Origin of the sequence: Streptomyces sp. NPDC091412 (assembly GCF_044756885.1) — a bacterium.
Lineage (GTDB): Bacteria > Actinomycetota > Actinomycetes > Streptomycetales > Streptomycetaceae > Streptomyces.
Genome location: NZ_JBIVTV010000004.1, coordinates 686350 through 698947 on the forward strand (window position 1 = coordinate 686350; position 12598 = coordinate 698947).

At 71.3% G+C, this 12598-nt stretch carries 13 protein-coding genes; 4 read left to right on the plus strand and 9 right to left on the minus strand.

Annotation, left to right across the window (positions count from 1 at the left end; all coding sequences use genetic code 11):
- Positions 1 to 37: 37 nt before the first annotated feature.
- The 3 genes from ACIQMV_RS14325 to fasR form a co-directional block, all read right to left on the minus strand.
- Entirely contained in the window at positions 38 to 1069 is a 1032-nt protein-coding gene (locus ACIQMV_RS14325) for a ketoacyl-ACP synthase III (protein ID WP_141361227.1), read from the minus strand.
- A gap of 21 nt (positions 1070 to 1090) precedes the next feature.
- Complete coding sequence (locus tag ACIQMV_RS14330) at positions 1091 to 2008, minus strand: ACP S-malonyltransferase (RefSeq protein ID WP_141361229.1); 918 nt, start codon at positions 2006 to 2008, stop codon at positions 1091 to 1093.
- Positions 2009 to 2097: 89 nt separating this feature from the next.
- A complete protein-coding gene (fasR, locus tag ACIQMV_RS14335; protein ID WP_141361231.1) occupies positions 2098 to 3303 on the minus strand; it encodes a fatty acid biosynthesis transcriptional regulator FasR in 1206 nt (401 codons plus the stop codon).
- A 95-nt stretch (positions 3304 to 3398) separates the two neighbouring features.
- Here fasR and ACIQMV_RS14340 point away from each other — a divergent pair, with 95 nt between their 5' ends.
- Complete coding sequence (locus tag ACIQMV_RS14340) at positions 3399 to 4061, plus strand: pirin family protein (protein ID WP_141361233.1); 663 nt, start codon at positions 3399 to 3401, stop codon at positions 4059 to 4061.
- 30 nt (positions 4062 to 4091) lie between these two features.
- Here ACIQMV_RS14340 and ACIQMV_RS14345 read toward each other — a convergent pair whose 3' ends face one another.
- The 3 genes from ACIQMV_RS14345 to ACIQMV_RS14355 are packed head-to-tail and all read right to left on the minus strand — an operon-like array spanning position 4092 to position 5977.
- On the minus strand, positions 4092 to 4649 hold the full coding sequence (locus ACIQMV_RS14345; RefSeq protein WP_402592858.1) for a GNAT family N-acetyltransferase: 558 nt from the start codon (positions 4647 to 4649) through the stop codon (positions 4092 to 4094).
- 14 nt (positions 4650 to 4663) lie between these two features.
- Entirely contained in the window at positions 4664 to 5488 is an 825-nt protein-coding gene (locus tag ACIQMV_RS14350; protein ID WP_401771249.1) for a serine hydrolase domain-containing protein, read from the minus strand.
- 18 nt (positions 5489 to 5506) lie between these two features.
- Positions 5507 to 5977: a GNAT family N-acetyltransferase gene (locus ACIQMV_RS14355; RefSeq protein ID WP_402592859.1), complete on the minus strand. Its 471-nt coding sequence runs from the start codon at positions 5975 to 5977 to the stop codon at positions 5507 to 5509.
- A 105-nt stretch (positions 5978 to 6082) separates the two neighbouring features.
- Here ACIQMV_RS14355 and ACIQMV_RS14360 point away from each other — a divergent pair, with 105 nt between their 5' ends.
- Complete coding sequence (locus ACIQMV_RS14360; RefSeq protein WP_141361241.1) at positions 6083 to 6556, plus strand: MerR family transcriptional regulator; 474 nt, start codon at positions 6083 to 6085, stop codon at positions 6554 to 6556.
- 120 nt (positions 6557 to 6676) lie between these two features.
- A complete protein-coding gene (locus tag ACIQMV_RS14365; protein WP_402592860.1) occupies positions 6677 to 7699 on the plus strand; it encodes an aldo/keto reductase in 1023 nt (340 codons plus the stop codon).
- 76 nt (positions 7700 to 7775) lie between these two features.
- Here ACIQMV_RS14365 and ACIQMV_RS14370 read toward each other — a convergent pair whose 3' ends face one another.
- The 3 genes from ACIQMV_RS14370 to ACIQMV_RS14380 all read right to left on the minus strand — a co-directional run bounded on the left by ACIQMV_RS14370 (position 7776) and on the right by ACIQMV_RS14380 (position 10763).
- On the minus strand, positions 7776 to 8636 hold the full coding sequence (locus ACIQMV_RS14370) for a DUF4429 domain-containing protein (protein ID WP_401771253.1): 861 nt from the start codon (positions 8634 to 8636) through the stop codon (positions 7776 to 7778).
- A gap of 67 nt (positions 8637 to 8703) precedes the next feature.
- Positions 8704 to 9921, minus strand: coding sequence for an alpha/beta hydrolase (locus ACIQMV_RS14375; RefSeq protein ID WP_402592861.1), 1218 nt, complete (start codon positions 9919 to 9921; stop codon positions 8704 to 8706).
- A gap of 149 nt (positions 9922 to 10070) precedes the next feature.
- On the minus strand, positions 10071 to 10763 hold the full coding sequence (locus tag ACIQMV_RS14380; RefSeq protein WP_402592862.1) for a TetR family transcriptional regulator: 693 nt from the start codon (positions 10761 to 10763) through the stop codon (positions 10071 to 10073).
- A 142-nt stretch (positions 10764 to 10905) separates the two neighbouring features.
- Between ACIQMV_RS14380 and ACIQMV_RS14385 the strand changes: the two genes are divergently transcribed.
- On the plus strand, positions 10906 to 12525 hold the full coding sequence (locus ACIQMV_RS14385) for an MFS transporter (protein ID WP_402592863.1): 1620 nt from the start codon (positions 10906 to 10908) through the stop codon (positions 12523 to 12525).
- Positions 12526 to 12598: the final 73 nt, after the last annotated feature.

Consider the following 12598-nt stretch of genomic DNA (forward strand, 5'->3'; position numbering starts at 1 on the left):
CGGTCCCGCACCGGAAGCATGATCCGGCACGGAGTGCCTAGGGGAGGGTAACGACCGTCGCGGCGTACACGAGACCCGCCCCGAAGCCGATGACGAGCGCGGTGTCGCCGCTCTTCGCCTCGCCGGTCGCCAGGAGCCGCTCCATCGCGAGCGGGATCGAGGCGGCCGAGGTGTTGCCGGTGGTGCGGATGTCACGGGCGACCGTGACGTGCTCCGGCAGCTTGAGCGTCTTCACCATCGAGTCGATGATCCGCACGTTGGCCTGGTGCGGGATGAAGACGTCCAGTTCGTCCGGGGTGATCCCGGCCGCGTCCAGTGCCTGCTGGGCGACCTTCGCCATCTCGAACACGGCCCAGCGGAACACCGCCTGGCCCTCCTGCGTGATCGCGGGGAACTTGACGTTGCCCTCGCTGTCGACGGGGAGTTCGGACACGTCGCCGATCCGGAAGCGGTCCCACGGCACGGTCTGCTTGATGGTCTCGGCCTTGTCACCCTCCGAGCCCCACACGGTCGGGCCGATCGCGGGCTCCTGCGAGGGGCCGACCACGACCGCGCCGGCTCCGTCGCCGAAGAGGAAGGCCGTGGCCCGGTCCTCCAGGTCGGTCAGGTCGGAGAGCCGCTCCACCCCGATGACCAGCACGTACTCCGCCGAACCCTCGACGACCAGGCCCTTGGCCAGGGTGAGGCCGTAGCCGAAGCCGGCGCAGCCCGCCGAGATGTCGAAGGCGGCCGCCTTGTTCGTGCCGAGCTTGTCCGCGATCTCGGTGGCGACGGCCGGGGTCTGGCTGAAGTGCGAGACCGTCGAGACGACCACCGCGCCGATCCGGGAGGCGTCGATCCCGGCGTCCGCGATCGCCTTGCCGGAGGCCTCGATCGACATCGCCGCGACGGTCTCCTCGGGCGACGCCCAGTGCCGGGTCTCGATGCCCGAGCGCGAGCGGATCCACTCGTCGGACGAGTCGATCCGCTCAAGGATCACCTCGTTGGGCACCACGCGTGTGGGCCGGTAGCCACCCACACCGAGGATGCGCGCATACGGGGCACCCTTGCTGGGCTTGATCTTCGACATGCTCGTCGGCTCCTTAAGGCGTCAGGCGCTCGCGTGCTCGGCGATGAGCTCGCGGGCCGCGTCGAGGTCGTCGGGGGTCTTCAGCGCCAGCGTCTTCACGCCGGGCAGCGCGCGCTTGGCCAGGCCGATCAGGGTGCCGCCGGGGCACACCTCGATCAGGGCGGTGGCGCCGAGCTCCTTGAAGGTCTCCATGCACAGGTCCCAGCGGACCGGGTTGGCGACCTGCCCGACCAGCCGCTCGACGACCTCGTCGCCGCTGTGCACGGCCCGGCCGTCCTTGTTGGAGACGTAGGTGACCTTCGGGTCGACGGGCGAGAGCGACTTGGCGGCCTCCGCCAGCTTCTCGACCGCGGGGGCCATGTGGTGCGTGTGGAAGGCACCGGCCACCTTCAGCGGGACGACCTTGCGCACGCCCTCGGGCTTGTCCTCGTTCAGCGCGGCGAGCTGCTCCATGGTGCCGGCGGCCACGATCTGGCCCGCGCCGTTGACGTTCGCCGGGGTCAGGCCCAGCTTGGCCAGGTGCGCGGCGGACACCTCCGGGTCGCCGCCCAGCAGCGCGGACATGCCCGTCTCGGTGATCGCGGCGGCCTCGGCCATGGCCTGGCCCCGGCGGCGGACCAGGGTCAGCGCGGCGGTGTCCTCCAGGACGCCCGCGAAGGCGGCGGCGGTGATCTCGCCGACACTGTGGCCGGCGACCACGTCCGCGCCGGTGTCACCCAGTGCCGCGGCCGACAGGAGCCCGGCGGCGACCAGCAGCGGCTGGGCCACCGCGGTGTCGCGGATCGCGTCCGCGTCGGCCTGCGTGCCGTAGTGCACGAGGTCCAGGCCGATGACGTCGGACCAGGCGGCCACACGGTCGGCGGCGCCGGGCAGTTCGAGCCAGGGAGTCAGGAAGCCGGGCGTCTGGGCGCCTTGGCCGGGAGCGACGAGTACGAGCACTCTCACACTCTCTCTTGGGGACGGCCGCGGCCGCCCGTGGGGACAGGGACGAAGAACGGCAGGGGGTTTTGTGGGCCCCCGACAAAAGCCTAGGCCTGGGGATCTCCGTCGGCCAGACGCCCCAGGATCAGTGCGATCCGCAGGGTGAACGCGGATCGTACATCGGAGGGTGACCAACCGGTGACGTCAGTCACACGTCGGAGCCGGTAGCGCACGGTGTTCGGGTGAACGAAGAGCATTCTGGCCGCGCCTTCCAGACTGCTCGCCTGCTCCAGATAGACGCTGAGAGTTTCGAGCAGCGCGGAGCCGGCCTCCTCCAGCGGTCTGTAGATCTCCTCTACCAACTGCTCCCGCGCGCCCGGGTCACCGGCGATGGCGCGCTCCGGCAGCAGATCGTCCGCCAGCACCGGCCGCGGGGCGTCCTGCCAGGCGGAACACGCCTTGAGTCCGGCCGCGGCTGCCTGCGCGGACCGGGTCGCGGCCAGCAGATCCGGCACCACCGGGCCGGCGACGACCGGCCCGGCGGCGAAGGGCCCGATCAGCGACTTGGCCACCGCCAGCGGGTTGTCGCTCCCGCCCGCGATGACGACCAGCCGGTCCCCGAGCACGCCGGTGAGCACCTGGAGCTTGGCGTGCCGGGCGGCCCGCCGGATGGCCTCCACGGTCAGCTCGGAGTCCCCGTCGGGCGCGGTCCCGAGCACCACGCACACGTGTTCGGGGGAGTTCCAGCCCAGGGCGGCGGCCCGCGACACGGCCCCCTCGTCGGCCTCCCCGCTGAGCACCGCGTTGACGACCAGGGACTCCAGCCGGGCGTCCCAGGCACCGCGTGCCTCGGCGGCCTGCGCGTAGACCTGGGCGGTGGCGAAGGCGATCTCGCGGGCGTAGACGAGCAGCGCCTCCCGGAGCACGGCCTCGTCCCCCGGCGCCGCCACCTCGTCGATGGCCGACTCCATGACCTCGATCGTGGTGCGCACCATCTCCACGGTCTGCCGCAGCGTGATCGCCCGCGTCAGCTCGCGCGGCGCGGTCCCGAACACATCGGTGGAGATCGCCTGGGGCGCGTCCGGGTGCCGGAACCACTCGGTGAAGGCGGCGATGCCCGCCTGGGCGACCAGCCCGATCCACGAACGGTTCTCCGGGGGCATCGCCCGGTACCACGGCAGCGTCTCGTCCATCCGCGCGATCGCCTGCGCGGCCAGCGACCCGGAGGACTTCTCCAGTCTTTTCAGGGTCGCGGAATGCGGATGGACGGAGTGGGCTGCGGCTTCGGCCTGGCGGGATTCGGGTTCGGGCACGGGGACAAGACTGCCTCATCCGGACGTGCGTGCGTGTCGCCGGGTCGGGCCTGGGCTGCTCCGGCCCGTCACGGCCGGGCACTACGGTGGTCCGCGTGACGACGGAAGTACGGCGCGCGGCTGAGCGCTACGAGGGCGGCGAGCCGGCCGCCGGAATCACCTCCCGGCACGCCTTCTCCTTCGGCCCGCACTACGATCCGGACAACCTCCGCTTCGGCGTGATGATCGCCTGCAACGAGGAACACCTGGCCCCCGGTGCCGGTTTCGACGAGCACCGGCACAGCCACACCGAGATCGTCACGTGGGTCGTCGAGGGCGAGCTGACCCACCGCGACTCCACGGGCCATGAGACGGTGGTCCGCCCCGGCGACGTACAGCGCCTGAGCTCGGCGGGCGGCGTCCACCACGTGGAACGCAACGCGGGCCCCATCCCCCTGACCTTCGTCCAGACCTGGCTGGCCCCCCTGGAACCCGGCGGCACCCCCTGCTACGAGCTCGTCCACGGCATCGCCGACTCCACCCCCTACGCCGTCCCGGAGGCCGGCGCCATGCTCCACGTACGCCGCCTCGCCCCGACCGAACGAACGGCGATCCCGGACGCGCCGTATGTGTACGTCCACGTCGTACGCGGCGAAGTACGCCTGGGCGCTGCCCGGCTGGGCCCAGGAGACGCGGCCCGCATCACGTCCGCCAGGGACATGGAGACGCTGGCACTGACGAACGCGGAACTGCTGATGTGGGAGATGGCGGCCCACTGACGCCGTGAACGGCGTCGACGCCCGGCCCCGTTACCTCGTCGGCCCTCGGTCGACGGGTTCGTCGTTCCACTGGGGGAGCGTGACTCGGCCGGTCAGCCAGTCGCGGCGCAGGATCGCGTAGCCGACCGTGTCGTGGAGCGTTCCGTCCTGGGACGGCCAGGCGTCCCGGTAGTGCGCTTCCTTGGCGTAGCCGCAGCGCAGGAAGACGCGGCGCATCGGGTGGTTGTCCCGGCGTGTGGTTCCCTCGATGCGGTGCGCGTGCGGGAACTCCTCGAACAGGTACCGCGTCAGCCAGGTCACGGCTTCACGGCCGATGCCGCGACCCCGGTGCCCGGCCCGCAGGCGAAGGTCGAACAGGGGCGTGCTGTCGGCAAGGTCCATGAGCCGGACCACGCCGACGGGTTCCGCACCGATCAGGATCCAGAAGCTCCTGTTCTCCCCGCTCTCGAAGCGTCCCTCGGCGATCCACCGGCGCGCCGTGTCGCCGTCGACCTCGCCGACGCTGTGGAACGGCCAGCTCTCGCCGGTCAGGAAGCGGACCAGGGGCTCGGTGTCCGAGGGGAGCAGACGCCGGAAAGTGATGTCCATTGGTCGGCCTGTTCTCAGGCGGCGCGCAGTTCGGCCAGTACCGCGTCCGTGAACGGGGGCCAGGCCTCGATGGCCCAGGGGCCGAAGGCGCGGTCGGTCAGGGCTGCGCAGGAGACGCCGGCGGCCGGGTCGATCCACAGGAACGTGCCGGACTGGCCGAAGTGGCCGAAAGTACGGGGGGACGAGGAAGTACCCGTCCAGTGAGGGGACTTGGAGTCGCGGATCTCGAAGCCCAGGCCCCAGTCGTTGGGGTTCTGGTGGCCGTAGCCCGGCAGGACGCCCTTGGTGCCGGGGTACTGCACCGTCATCGCCTCCGCGACCGTGCGCGGGTCCAGCAGGCGCGGGGCCTGGATCTCGGCGGCGAAGCGGAGCAGGTCCTCGACCGTGGACACCCCGTCCTTCGCCGGGGAGCCCTCCAGGGTCGTCCGCGTCATGCCCAGCGGGGCCAGGACCGCCTGGCGCAGGTACTCGGCGAACGGGATGTCCGTGGCCTTGGCCACATGGTCGCCGAGCTGCTCGAAGCCGGCGTTGGAGTAGAGCCGCCGCTCGCCGGGCGGGGAGGTCACCCGGTGTTCATCGAAGGCCAGGCCCGAGGTGTGGGCGAGCAGATGGCGGACGGTCGCCCCGGGCGGACCGGCCGGCTCGTCCAGCTCGATCGCGCCCTCCTCGTAGGCGACGAGCACCGCGTACGCCGCCAGCGGCTTGGTGACCGAGGCCAGCGGGAAGGGCCGCGCGGTCGGGCCGTGCGTGCCCAGGACCGTGCCGTCCGCGCGGACCACGCCCGCCGCCGCGGTGGGGACCGGCCAGTTCTCGATCGACGCCAGGGAGTTCAACGACATGACGTCGAGCCTAAGCGCTCACAGCCACAGCTCCAGCAACGGGTCGGGCTTGGGCCGGAAGCCGAGGGAGGTGTACAGCGGTGCCCCCTCGGTGGACGTGGTGAGCTGTACCCGGCCGGCACCGCGCTCGCGGAACCAGTCCAGCAGCGTCTCCATGCACGCGCGCGCGTACCCGCGACGGCGGGCGTCCGGGTCCGTCGCGACGCTGAAGACGTAGCCGACCGAGCCTCCCGGATGGCCCGCCCGGCCGATCCGGTAGTCGATCGTGCCCGCCACCAGCGCGGCCAGCGCCCCCGGTCGTTCCGGATGGTCCACGACATACGCCGCGAAGTCCCCGTCCGGGTCCGCCAGCTTCGCGCGCAGGGTGGGCAGTGACTCCGCGTGCCAGTCGGTGGAAGGATCGGTGCCGTGGACCGAGTCGATCATCACCTGGCGCAGTCGCAGCACTTCCGCGGCGTCCCCGGGCTCAGCACGTCGTACGAGACTCATGTCCGGCACGCTAGTCACCGCGCCCGCCCCGCGTCGCGCGCATTTCTCGCCGCCCTGCCGGGTTCCGCTTGCTTGGAGTGCACTCCAAGGTCATAGCGTGGGGCCATGACGGTGACGCAGACCACGGCCGTGACCATCGAGGAGACCGAGGAAGCCCCCACCGGCGCCGACCTCTGCTCCGCCCCACCCCGGCGGCACCCGCGCCCCGACGGGCAGGACGGCTACACGATCAGCGAGGTCGTCGCCTTCACCGGGCTGACGGCCCACACCCTGCGCTGGTACGAGCGGATCGGCCTGATGCCCCACGTCGACCGCTCGCACACGGGCCAGCGCCGGTACACCAACCGCGACCTCGACTGGCTCGACCTGGTCGGCAAGCTCCGGCTGACCGGGATGCCGGTCGCCGACATGGTCCGGTACGCGGAGCTGGTGCGTGCGGGCGAGGGCACCTACGGCGACCGGCACGCGCTGCTGGAGGCGACCCGCCGGGACGTCCTGGCCCGGATCGCCGAACTGCGGGACACGCTCGCGGTACTGGACCGCAAGATCAGTTTCTACGCGGACGCCGGACGCCGTTGAACCACGGACGCCGTTGAACCACGGACGCCGTTGAACCACGGACGCCACTGAACCGCGGCGCCGCTCAGAAGCCGGACGCCACCGAAGAAGCGAACGTCCCTGAGAAGCGGAGACAACGCGATGACCGAAAGCAGGATCCCGACCGTACGGCTGGGCGAGGACGGACCGGAGGTCGGCGTACAGGGCCTCGGATGCATGGGCATGAGCTTCGCCTACGGCCCCGCGGACGCGGGGGAGTCCCGCGCCACCCTGGAGCGGGCCCTGGAACTGGGCGTGACCCTCTACGACACGGCGGACGCCTACGGGCAGGGCGAGAACGAGCGGTTCCTCGCCCCGTTCCTGAAGGCGCACCGGGACGAGGTCGTGATCGCCACCAAGTTCGCCCTGTCGATCCCGCCGGACGAGCCGGCCAAGCGGATCATCCGCAATGACCCGCCCTACATACGGCAGGCCGTCGAGGCGAGCCTGGAGCGCCTGGACGTCGACGTGATCGACCTCTACTACATGCACCGCCGTGACGTGAACGTCCCGATCGAGGAGAGCGTCGGGACCATGGCCGACCTGGTGCGCGAGGGCAAGGTGAAGCACCTGGGCCTGAGCGAAGCCACGGCCGACGAGCTGCGGGCCGCGCGGGACGTGCATCCGATCGCCGCCGTCCAGTCGGAGTGGTCGCTGTTCAGCCGTGACATCGAGACGCACGTGGTGCCCGCAGCACGCGACCTCGGCGTGGCGCTGGTGCCGTACTCGCCGCTCGGGCGGGGCTTTCTGACCGGCGGGTTCGTCGACGCCGCGAAGGAGCTGACCGACGACGACTTCCGCCGCACCATGCCCCGCTTCCAGGGGGAGAACGCGGTGGCCAACGCCGCCCTGCTGGAGCCGATCCGCACGGTCGCGAAGGCCCACGGAGCCTCGCTCGCGCAGATCGCCCTGGCCTGGGTGCAGCAGCGGTCGTCCGTGCACGGCCTCCCGGTCGTCCAGATCCCCGGCACCCGCAGGCCGAGCCGGGTGGAGGAGAACGTGGCGGCGACGCGGATCGTGCTGACCGGGGAGGAGCTGGCACTGCTGGAGCCGATCGCCGCGCAGGTGTCGGGCGCGCGGTACGCCGACATGTCGTTCACGTCGCGGGGCCGGGAACAGCGGTGACCGCCCGCCGCCGGGTGCGGCCGGACGGAAGCCCGCCCGTGCCGCGCCGGCGGCACGGGCGCTCCTGGCCGGGCCGCTACAGCTCGGCCAGGAGTTCCGCCTTCTTCAGCGAGAACTCCTCGTCGGTCACCAGCCCCGCCCGATGCAGCTCCCCGAGGTGGCGGATCCGCTCCGCGATGTCCGCGGGGTCGCGGCGCGGGGCCGGCACCGGTACCGGCACCGGCGTCGCCGGGCCCGCCGCCCGCACGGCGGCCAGTACGGCCGCGGCGAACGGCAGTGACTCGTGCACGGGCCCGTACCCGAGCCCGAACACCACCGCGGCCGGATCCTGATCCGGCTGCCGCGACTGCGCGGCGGCACCCGGATCGCGCGGCAGCAGCCGCAGATGCCCCTCGAACACCTCGGGCGAGCGCCACTCCACCCCGCCCATGTCGGCGACGGGGAAGCTCTGGTCGCCGGCCTTCCACTTGGCCGAGGAGGCTCCCGTCCACGACCACCGGAACCGCACCGCCGTACCGTCGAAGGACGCCTTCCCGTCGTAGGCCTTGAACTGCTGAGGGGCCTGCGGTGCCGCCACCAGGTGGCGGTCGGCCGGCCCGTTCGCGGAAAGGCGGGCGCGCAGTTCCTCGGCGTAGTACTCGGCCAGCGTCTCCCGCTCGGCGGGGAGCACCAGCCGATACGGGTCGCACCCCTCTTTGAGTTGCCCGTCGGCCGCCTCCATCAGCGGATCGGCGCCCGGTCTGGGCTCGGCACTCAGGACCACGGTGCCGCGTCGGCCCGCGGTGAGTGTCACACCCGCGAGTGCCGCCAGCGGGATCCGGCGGGCACCGAGGGCCTGGAAGAGCTTGGGTGTTCGAATCCCCCGTTCGTAACGGATGAGCACGGAATCGGACTCGAACTCCCAGGCAGCGTGAAATCCGGTCAGTACGTCACCCATGCGGCTCATCGTAGGGGGCGCAAAGCTCCTTCGTCCCTCCCCGGACAGACCGCAGTTCCTGCTGTCTCTACGCGCGTCCGGCCGGTGTCGCGCCGGACAAATCCGCCCGGCATCCGTCATCGTCATGTGCGCACCGCACCGACCCGTACGAGCCGACCCCGATCTCGGCGAAGTTCGCCAGGCTGTCGGTGCCCGGCTCGAAGTAACCGGCGTGACCCTTGGCGCCCCGTGCCGACAGCACCCGTGCCCCGAAGTCCGCGGAGACCGGGTCGGCGCCGTGGCCGAGGCCGCCGAGTTCGAGGTAGGGCACGTCCTGGATCCAGTCGGTGGCGTCCCGCATCGCCCACACCCGGGCGGAGGTGTGCAGTTGGGAGGCGCTCCGCACCCGCATGCCGGGGCTTGCGGCCACCGCTATGTCGGACACCCGCTGCGGCAGCTCCCGCGCGGCGACACCGCACACCACCGACCCGTAGCTGTGGCAGAACAGCGAGACGGACGAGTCGCCGGGCAGTCCCCGCAGCAGCTTGTTCAGCCGCACCGCGCCCTCCTCGGCGCGCATCGCCGTGGCCGCGTCCACGCCGAGCCCGCTGGGCGCGGTGTAGTCGGCCCAGGCGATCACGGCCGTACGGGTCGAGGGGGCCGCCCTGCGCTCGGCCGCGTACAGCGACTTCGCCATGCCGTACGGCGCCGAGTACGGGCGGTAGGTCTTCCGGAAGGTGAACAGGTCGGTGTCGACGCCGGGGACGACGACGGAGACCCGCTGGGCTCTCCCCAGGTCGCCGAAGACCTCGGCGACCCGGCCCGTCCCGTCGGGATCGAAGGCCAGGATCTGCCGGTCCTTCGCCATCAGCGAGGTGTAGCGCTGCATGCGGCGGCCCGCGTCCTGCTGCCCGACCGGTGAGAGCCGGCTGTCGTGCATACGGGCCAGCTCGACCTTGCGTGCCTGGTGGAGCGCGATCCGGTTGGCCTGGTAGCGCAGCCGGACCGGCGCGCCGTCCATGTTGCCGACCGCGAGCGGGTAGCGACGGGCGAGCCGGCCGCGGTCCTGCGCGCCGAGCGAGGCGAAGTAGCGCCGCAGCAGGGTGGGGGAGGCGTCCGCGTCCGGCAGCCGGTGCCCGTGCAGGCGGCCGTGGTCCCAGGCGGTCAGCGACGCCTGGAGGGCGGTGGTTCCGCGATGGCCGCGCACCGCGGTCCAGCCGGTGGTGGCCAGCATCACGAAGACCACGGCCAGCGCGAGCAGTGCGCGCCAGACGTTGAGTTGTGGGGAGGTGTCGAAGGAAGTCACTGGGAGGACACACTAGGAGAACGGGACGGTCTCGCGTTAACCGAGTGACAGGTATCACGTTTCGAGCAGTGTGACGGTGACCTCAGCCGGTGAGCGTTTTCAAGATCGGTCCTGCGTACGGCAGTTCAAGATCGGTTGAATGTCCGGGCTCAAGGCCGCGGGCTCGTACGCCAGTTCCCGGTGAGTGCGGGGCCCACCTGGTCGAGGTACGCGGCGGTGAGTTCCCGCATGGCCTCCTGGCCGGCGTCCTCGCGTGTGCTCCACTGACGGCTCGTCACCCGCATCACCGCGCCGAACACGGCCACCGCCAGCCGCGGCCGCGGATCGGCGTCCACGTCGAGGCCCTCACGCTCGGCGAGCAGCCGCGCGATCTGCTCCTCGGTCTCCGCCGAACGGCGCAGATGTTCGGCGAACAGGGCCGGCGTCGACTCGATCACCCGGAACATGCGCAGGTACAGCTCCACGGGCACGACGCTCCCCACGGCGTCGCTGATCGTGTCCCAGCCCTCCAGCAGGCCCCGGCGCAGCGCCTCCAGCGGAGCCTCCCCGGGCGGGCGGCCGCGCAGCGAGTCGACGAAGTGCGCCTCCACGATCTCCTGCACGGCGAAGGCGGCCTCCTCCTTGTTGGGGAAGTAGCGGAAGAAGGTGCGCTGGGAGACGTCGACGGCCTCGGCGATCTCGTCGACCGTCGTCCGTTCGTACCCCTGGGTGGTGAACAGTTCCAGCGCCGCCCGCAGCAGTGCGTCGCGGGTGCGCCGCTTCTTGCGTTCCCGCAGCCCCGGCCGTGCCGGCGTCCGCGGCACCGTCCGTGGCGCCGTCCCGGCGGTCCCCGCCGTCTCCATGGACCTCTCCGGACTTCTCTTCCGCACCGCTTCCCCGAACGCGAACAGTTTCCCCTGATCAGACTATAGGGGAGTGGCATGTCAGTTACCGACTTGTGAATTGGTTTGTCGTTTGTCAGTGACTGTCATTAGCCTCGAATGCATGACTAGTCAGACCACCATCGACACGACGGGGCCGGGGGACAAAGCCCCAGCGGGCCCATCGGACCCCACGCCCGCCAAGGGGCTGCGAGGGCACCCGTGGGTCACCCTGATCACCGTCGCCGTAGGGGTCATGATGGTGGCCCTCGACGGCACCATCGTGGCCATCGCCAACCCCGTCATCGGCAAGGAACTGCACGCGACCCTCGCCGACGTGCAGTGGATCACCAACGCCTACTTCCTCGCCCTCGCGGTCTCCCTGATCACCGCGGGCAAGCTCGGTGACCGCTTCGGACACCGGCAGACCTTCCTCATCGGCGTGACCGGCTTCGCCGCCGCCTCGGGCGCCATCGGCCTGTCGAACAGCATCGCCATGGTCATCACCTTCCGGGTCTTCCAGGGCCTGTTCGGGGCGCTGCTGATGCCGGCCGCGCTCGGCCTGCTGCGGGCCACCTTCCCGGCCGAGAAGCTGAACATGGCCATCGGCATCTGGGGCATGGTCATCGGTGCCTCCACCGCCGGCGGCCCGATCCTCGGCGGTGTGCTCGTCGAGCACGTCAACTGGCAGTCGGTGTTCTTCATCAACGTGCCCGTCGGCGTTCTCGCCCTGGTCCTGGGCCTGCTGATCCTGCTCGACCACCGCGCCGAGAACGCGCCGCGCTCCTTCGACATCCCCGGCATCGTCCTGCTCTCAGGCGCGATGTTCTGCCTGGTGTGGGCCCTGATCAAGGCTCCGGCCTGGGGCTGGGGCGACGGCACGACATGGACGTTCATCGCCGCGTCCGTGCTCGGCTTCGCCGCCTTCGCCCTCTGGGAGACGAAGGTGAAGGAGCCGCTGATCCCGCTGGCGCTGTTCCGTTCGGTCCCGCTGTCCGCCGGCGTGGTGCTCATGGTGCTGATGGCCATCGCGTTCATGGGCGGTCTGTTCTTCGTCACCTTCTACCTCCAGAACGTGCACGGGATGAGCCCGATCGAGGCGGGTACGCACCTTCTCCCGCTCACCGGCATGATGATCGTCGGCTCCCCGCTCGCGGGCTTCATGATCACCAAGGTGGGCCCGCGCATCCCGCTGGCGGGCGGCATGGCCGCCACCGCGCTCGCCATGTACGGCATGTCGACGCTCGAGACGGGCACCAGCAGCCTCACCATGTCGCTCTGGTTCGCCCTGCTCGGCCTCGGCCTCGCCCCCGTCATGGTCGGTGCCACCGAGGTCATCGTCGGCAACGCGCCCCTGGAGCTGTCCGGTGTGGCCGGCGGGCTCCAGCAGTCCGCCATGCAGATCGGCGGCAGCCTCGGTACGGCCGTGCTGGGCGCCGTGATGGCCTCCAAGGTCAACAACGACCTGGCCGGCAACTGGAAGGACGCGGGGCTCCCGCCGCTCACCCCCGCCCAGCTGGACCAGGCCTCCGAGGCGGTCCAGTTCGGCGCGGCGCCGGTGCCGCAGGGCACGCCCGAGATGATTGCCACGAAGATCACCACCGTCGCGCACGACACCTTCATCTCCGGCATGAGCCTCGCCTCCCTCGTCGCCGCCGCGATCGCGGCCGTGGCCGTCCTCGTGGCGCTGCTCACCAAGCGCGGGGAGAACGCGGAGGCGGGCGCGGGCGTCGGCCACATCTGAGGACTCCTTCGAGCGGCGGAGTTCGCCCGTCAGGGGGACTCCGCCGACGTTCCCTGGATTTCGCCCGCACCGC

Coding starts and splice junctions, on each gene's coding strand:
- ACIQMV_RS14325 (WP_141361227.1), bottom strand. CDS start 1,069: ATGTCGAAGATCAAGCCCAGCAAGGGTGCCCCGTATGCGCGCATCCTC.
- ACIQMV_RS14345 (WP_402592858.1), bottom strand. CDS start 4,649: ATGGACATCACTTTCCGGCGTCTGCTCCCCTCGGACACCGAGCCCCTG.
- ACIQMV_RS14350 (WP_401771249.1), bottom strand. CDS start 5,488: ATGTCGTTGAACTCCCTGGCGTCGATCGAGAACTGGCCGGTCCCCACC.
- ACIQMV_RS14355 (WP_402592859.1), bottom strand. CDS start 5,977: ATGAGTCTCGTACGACGTGCTGAGCCCGGGGACGCCGCGGAAGTGCTG.
- ACIQMV_RS14360 (WP_141361241.1), top strand. CDS start 6,083: ATGACGGTGACGCAGACCACGGCCGTGACCATCGAGGAGACCGAGGAA.
- ACIQMV_RS14365 (WP_402592860.1), top strand. CDS start 6,677: ATGACCGAAAGCAGGATCCCGACCGTACGGCTGGGCGAGGACGGACCG.
- ACIQMV_RS14370 (WP_401771253.1), bottom strand. CDS start 8,636: ATGGGTGACGTACTGACCGGATTTCACGCTGCCTGGGAGTTCGAGTCC.
- ACIQMV_RS14380 (WP_402592862.1), bottom strand. CDS start 10,763: ATGGAGACGGCGGGGACCGCCGGGACGGCGCCACGGACGGTGCCGCGG.
- ACIQMV_RS14385 (WP_402592863.1), top strand. CDS start 10,906: ATGACTAGTCAGACCACCATCGACACGACGGGGCCGGGGGACAAAGCC.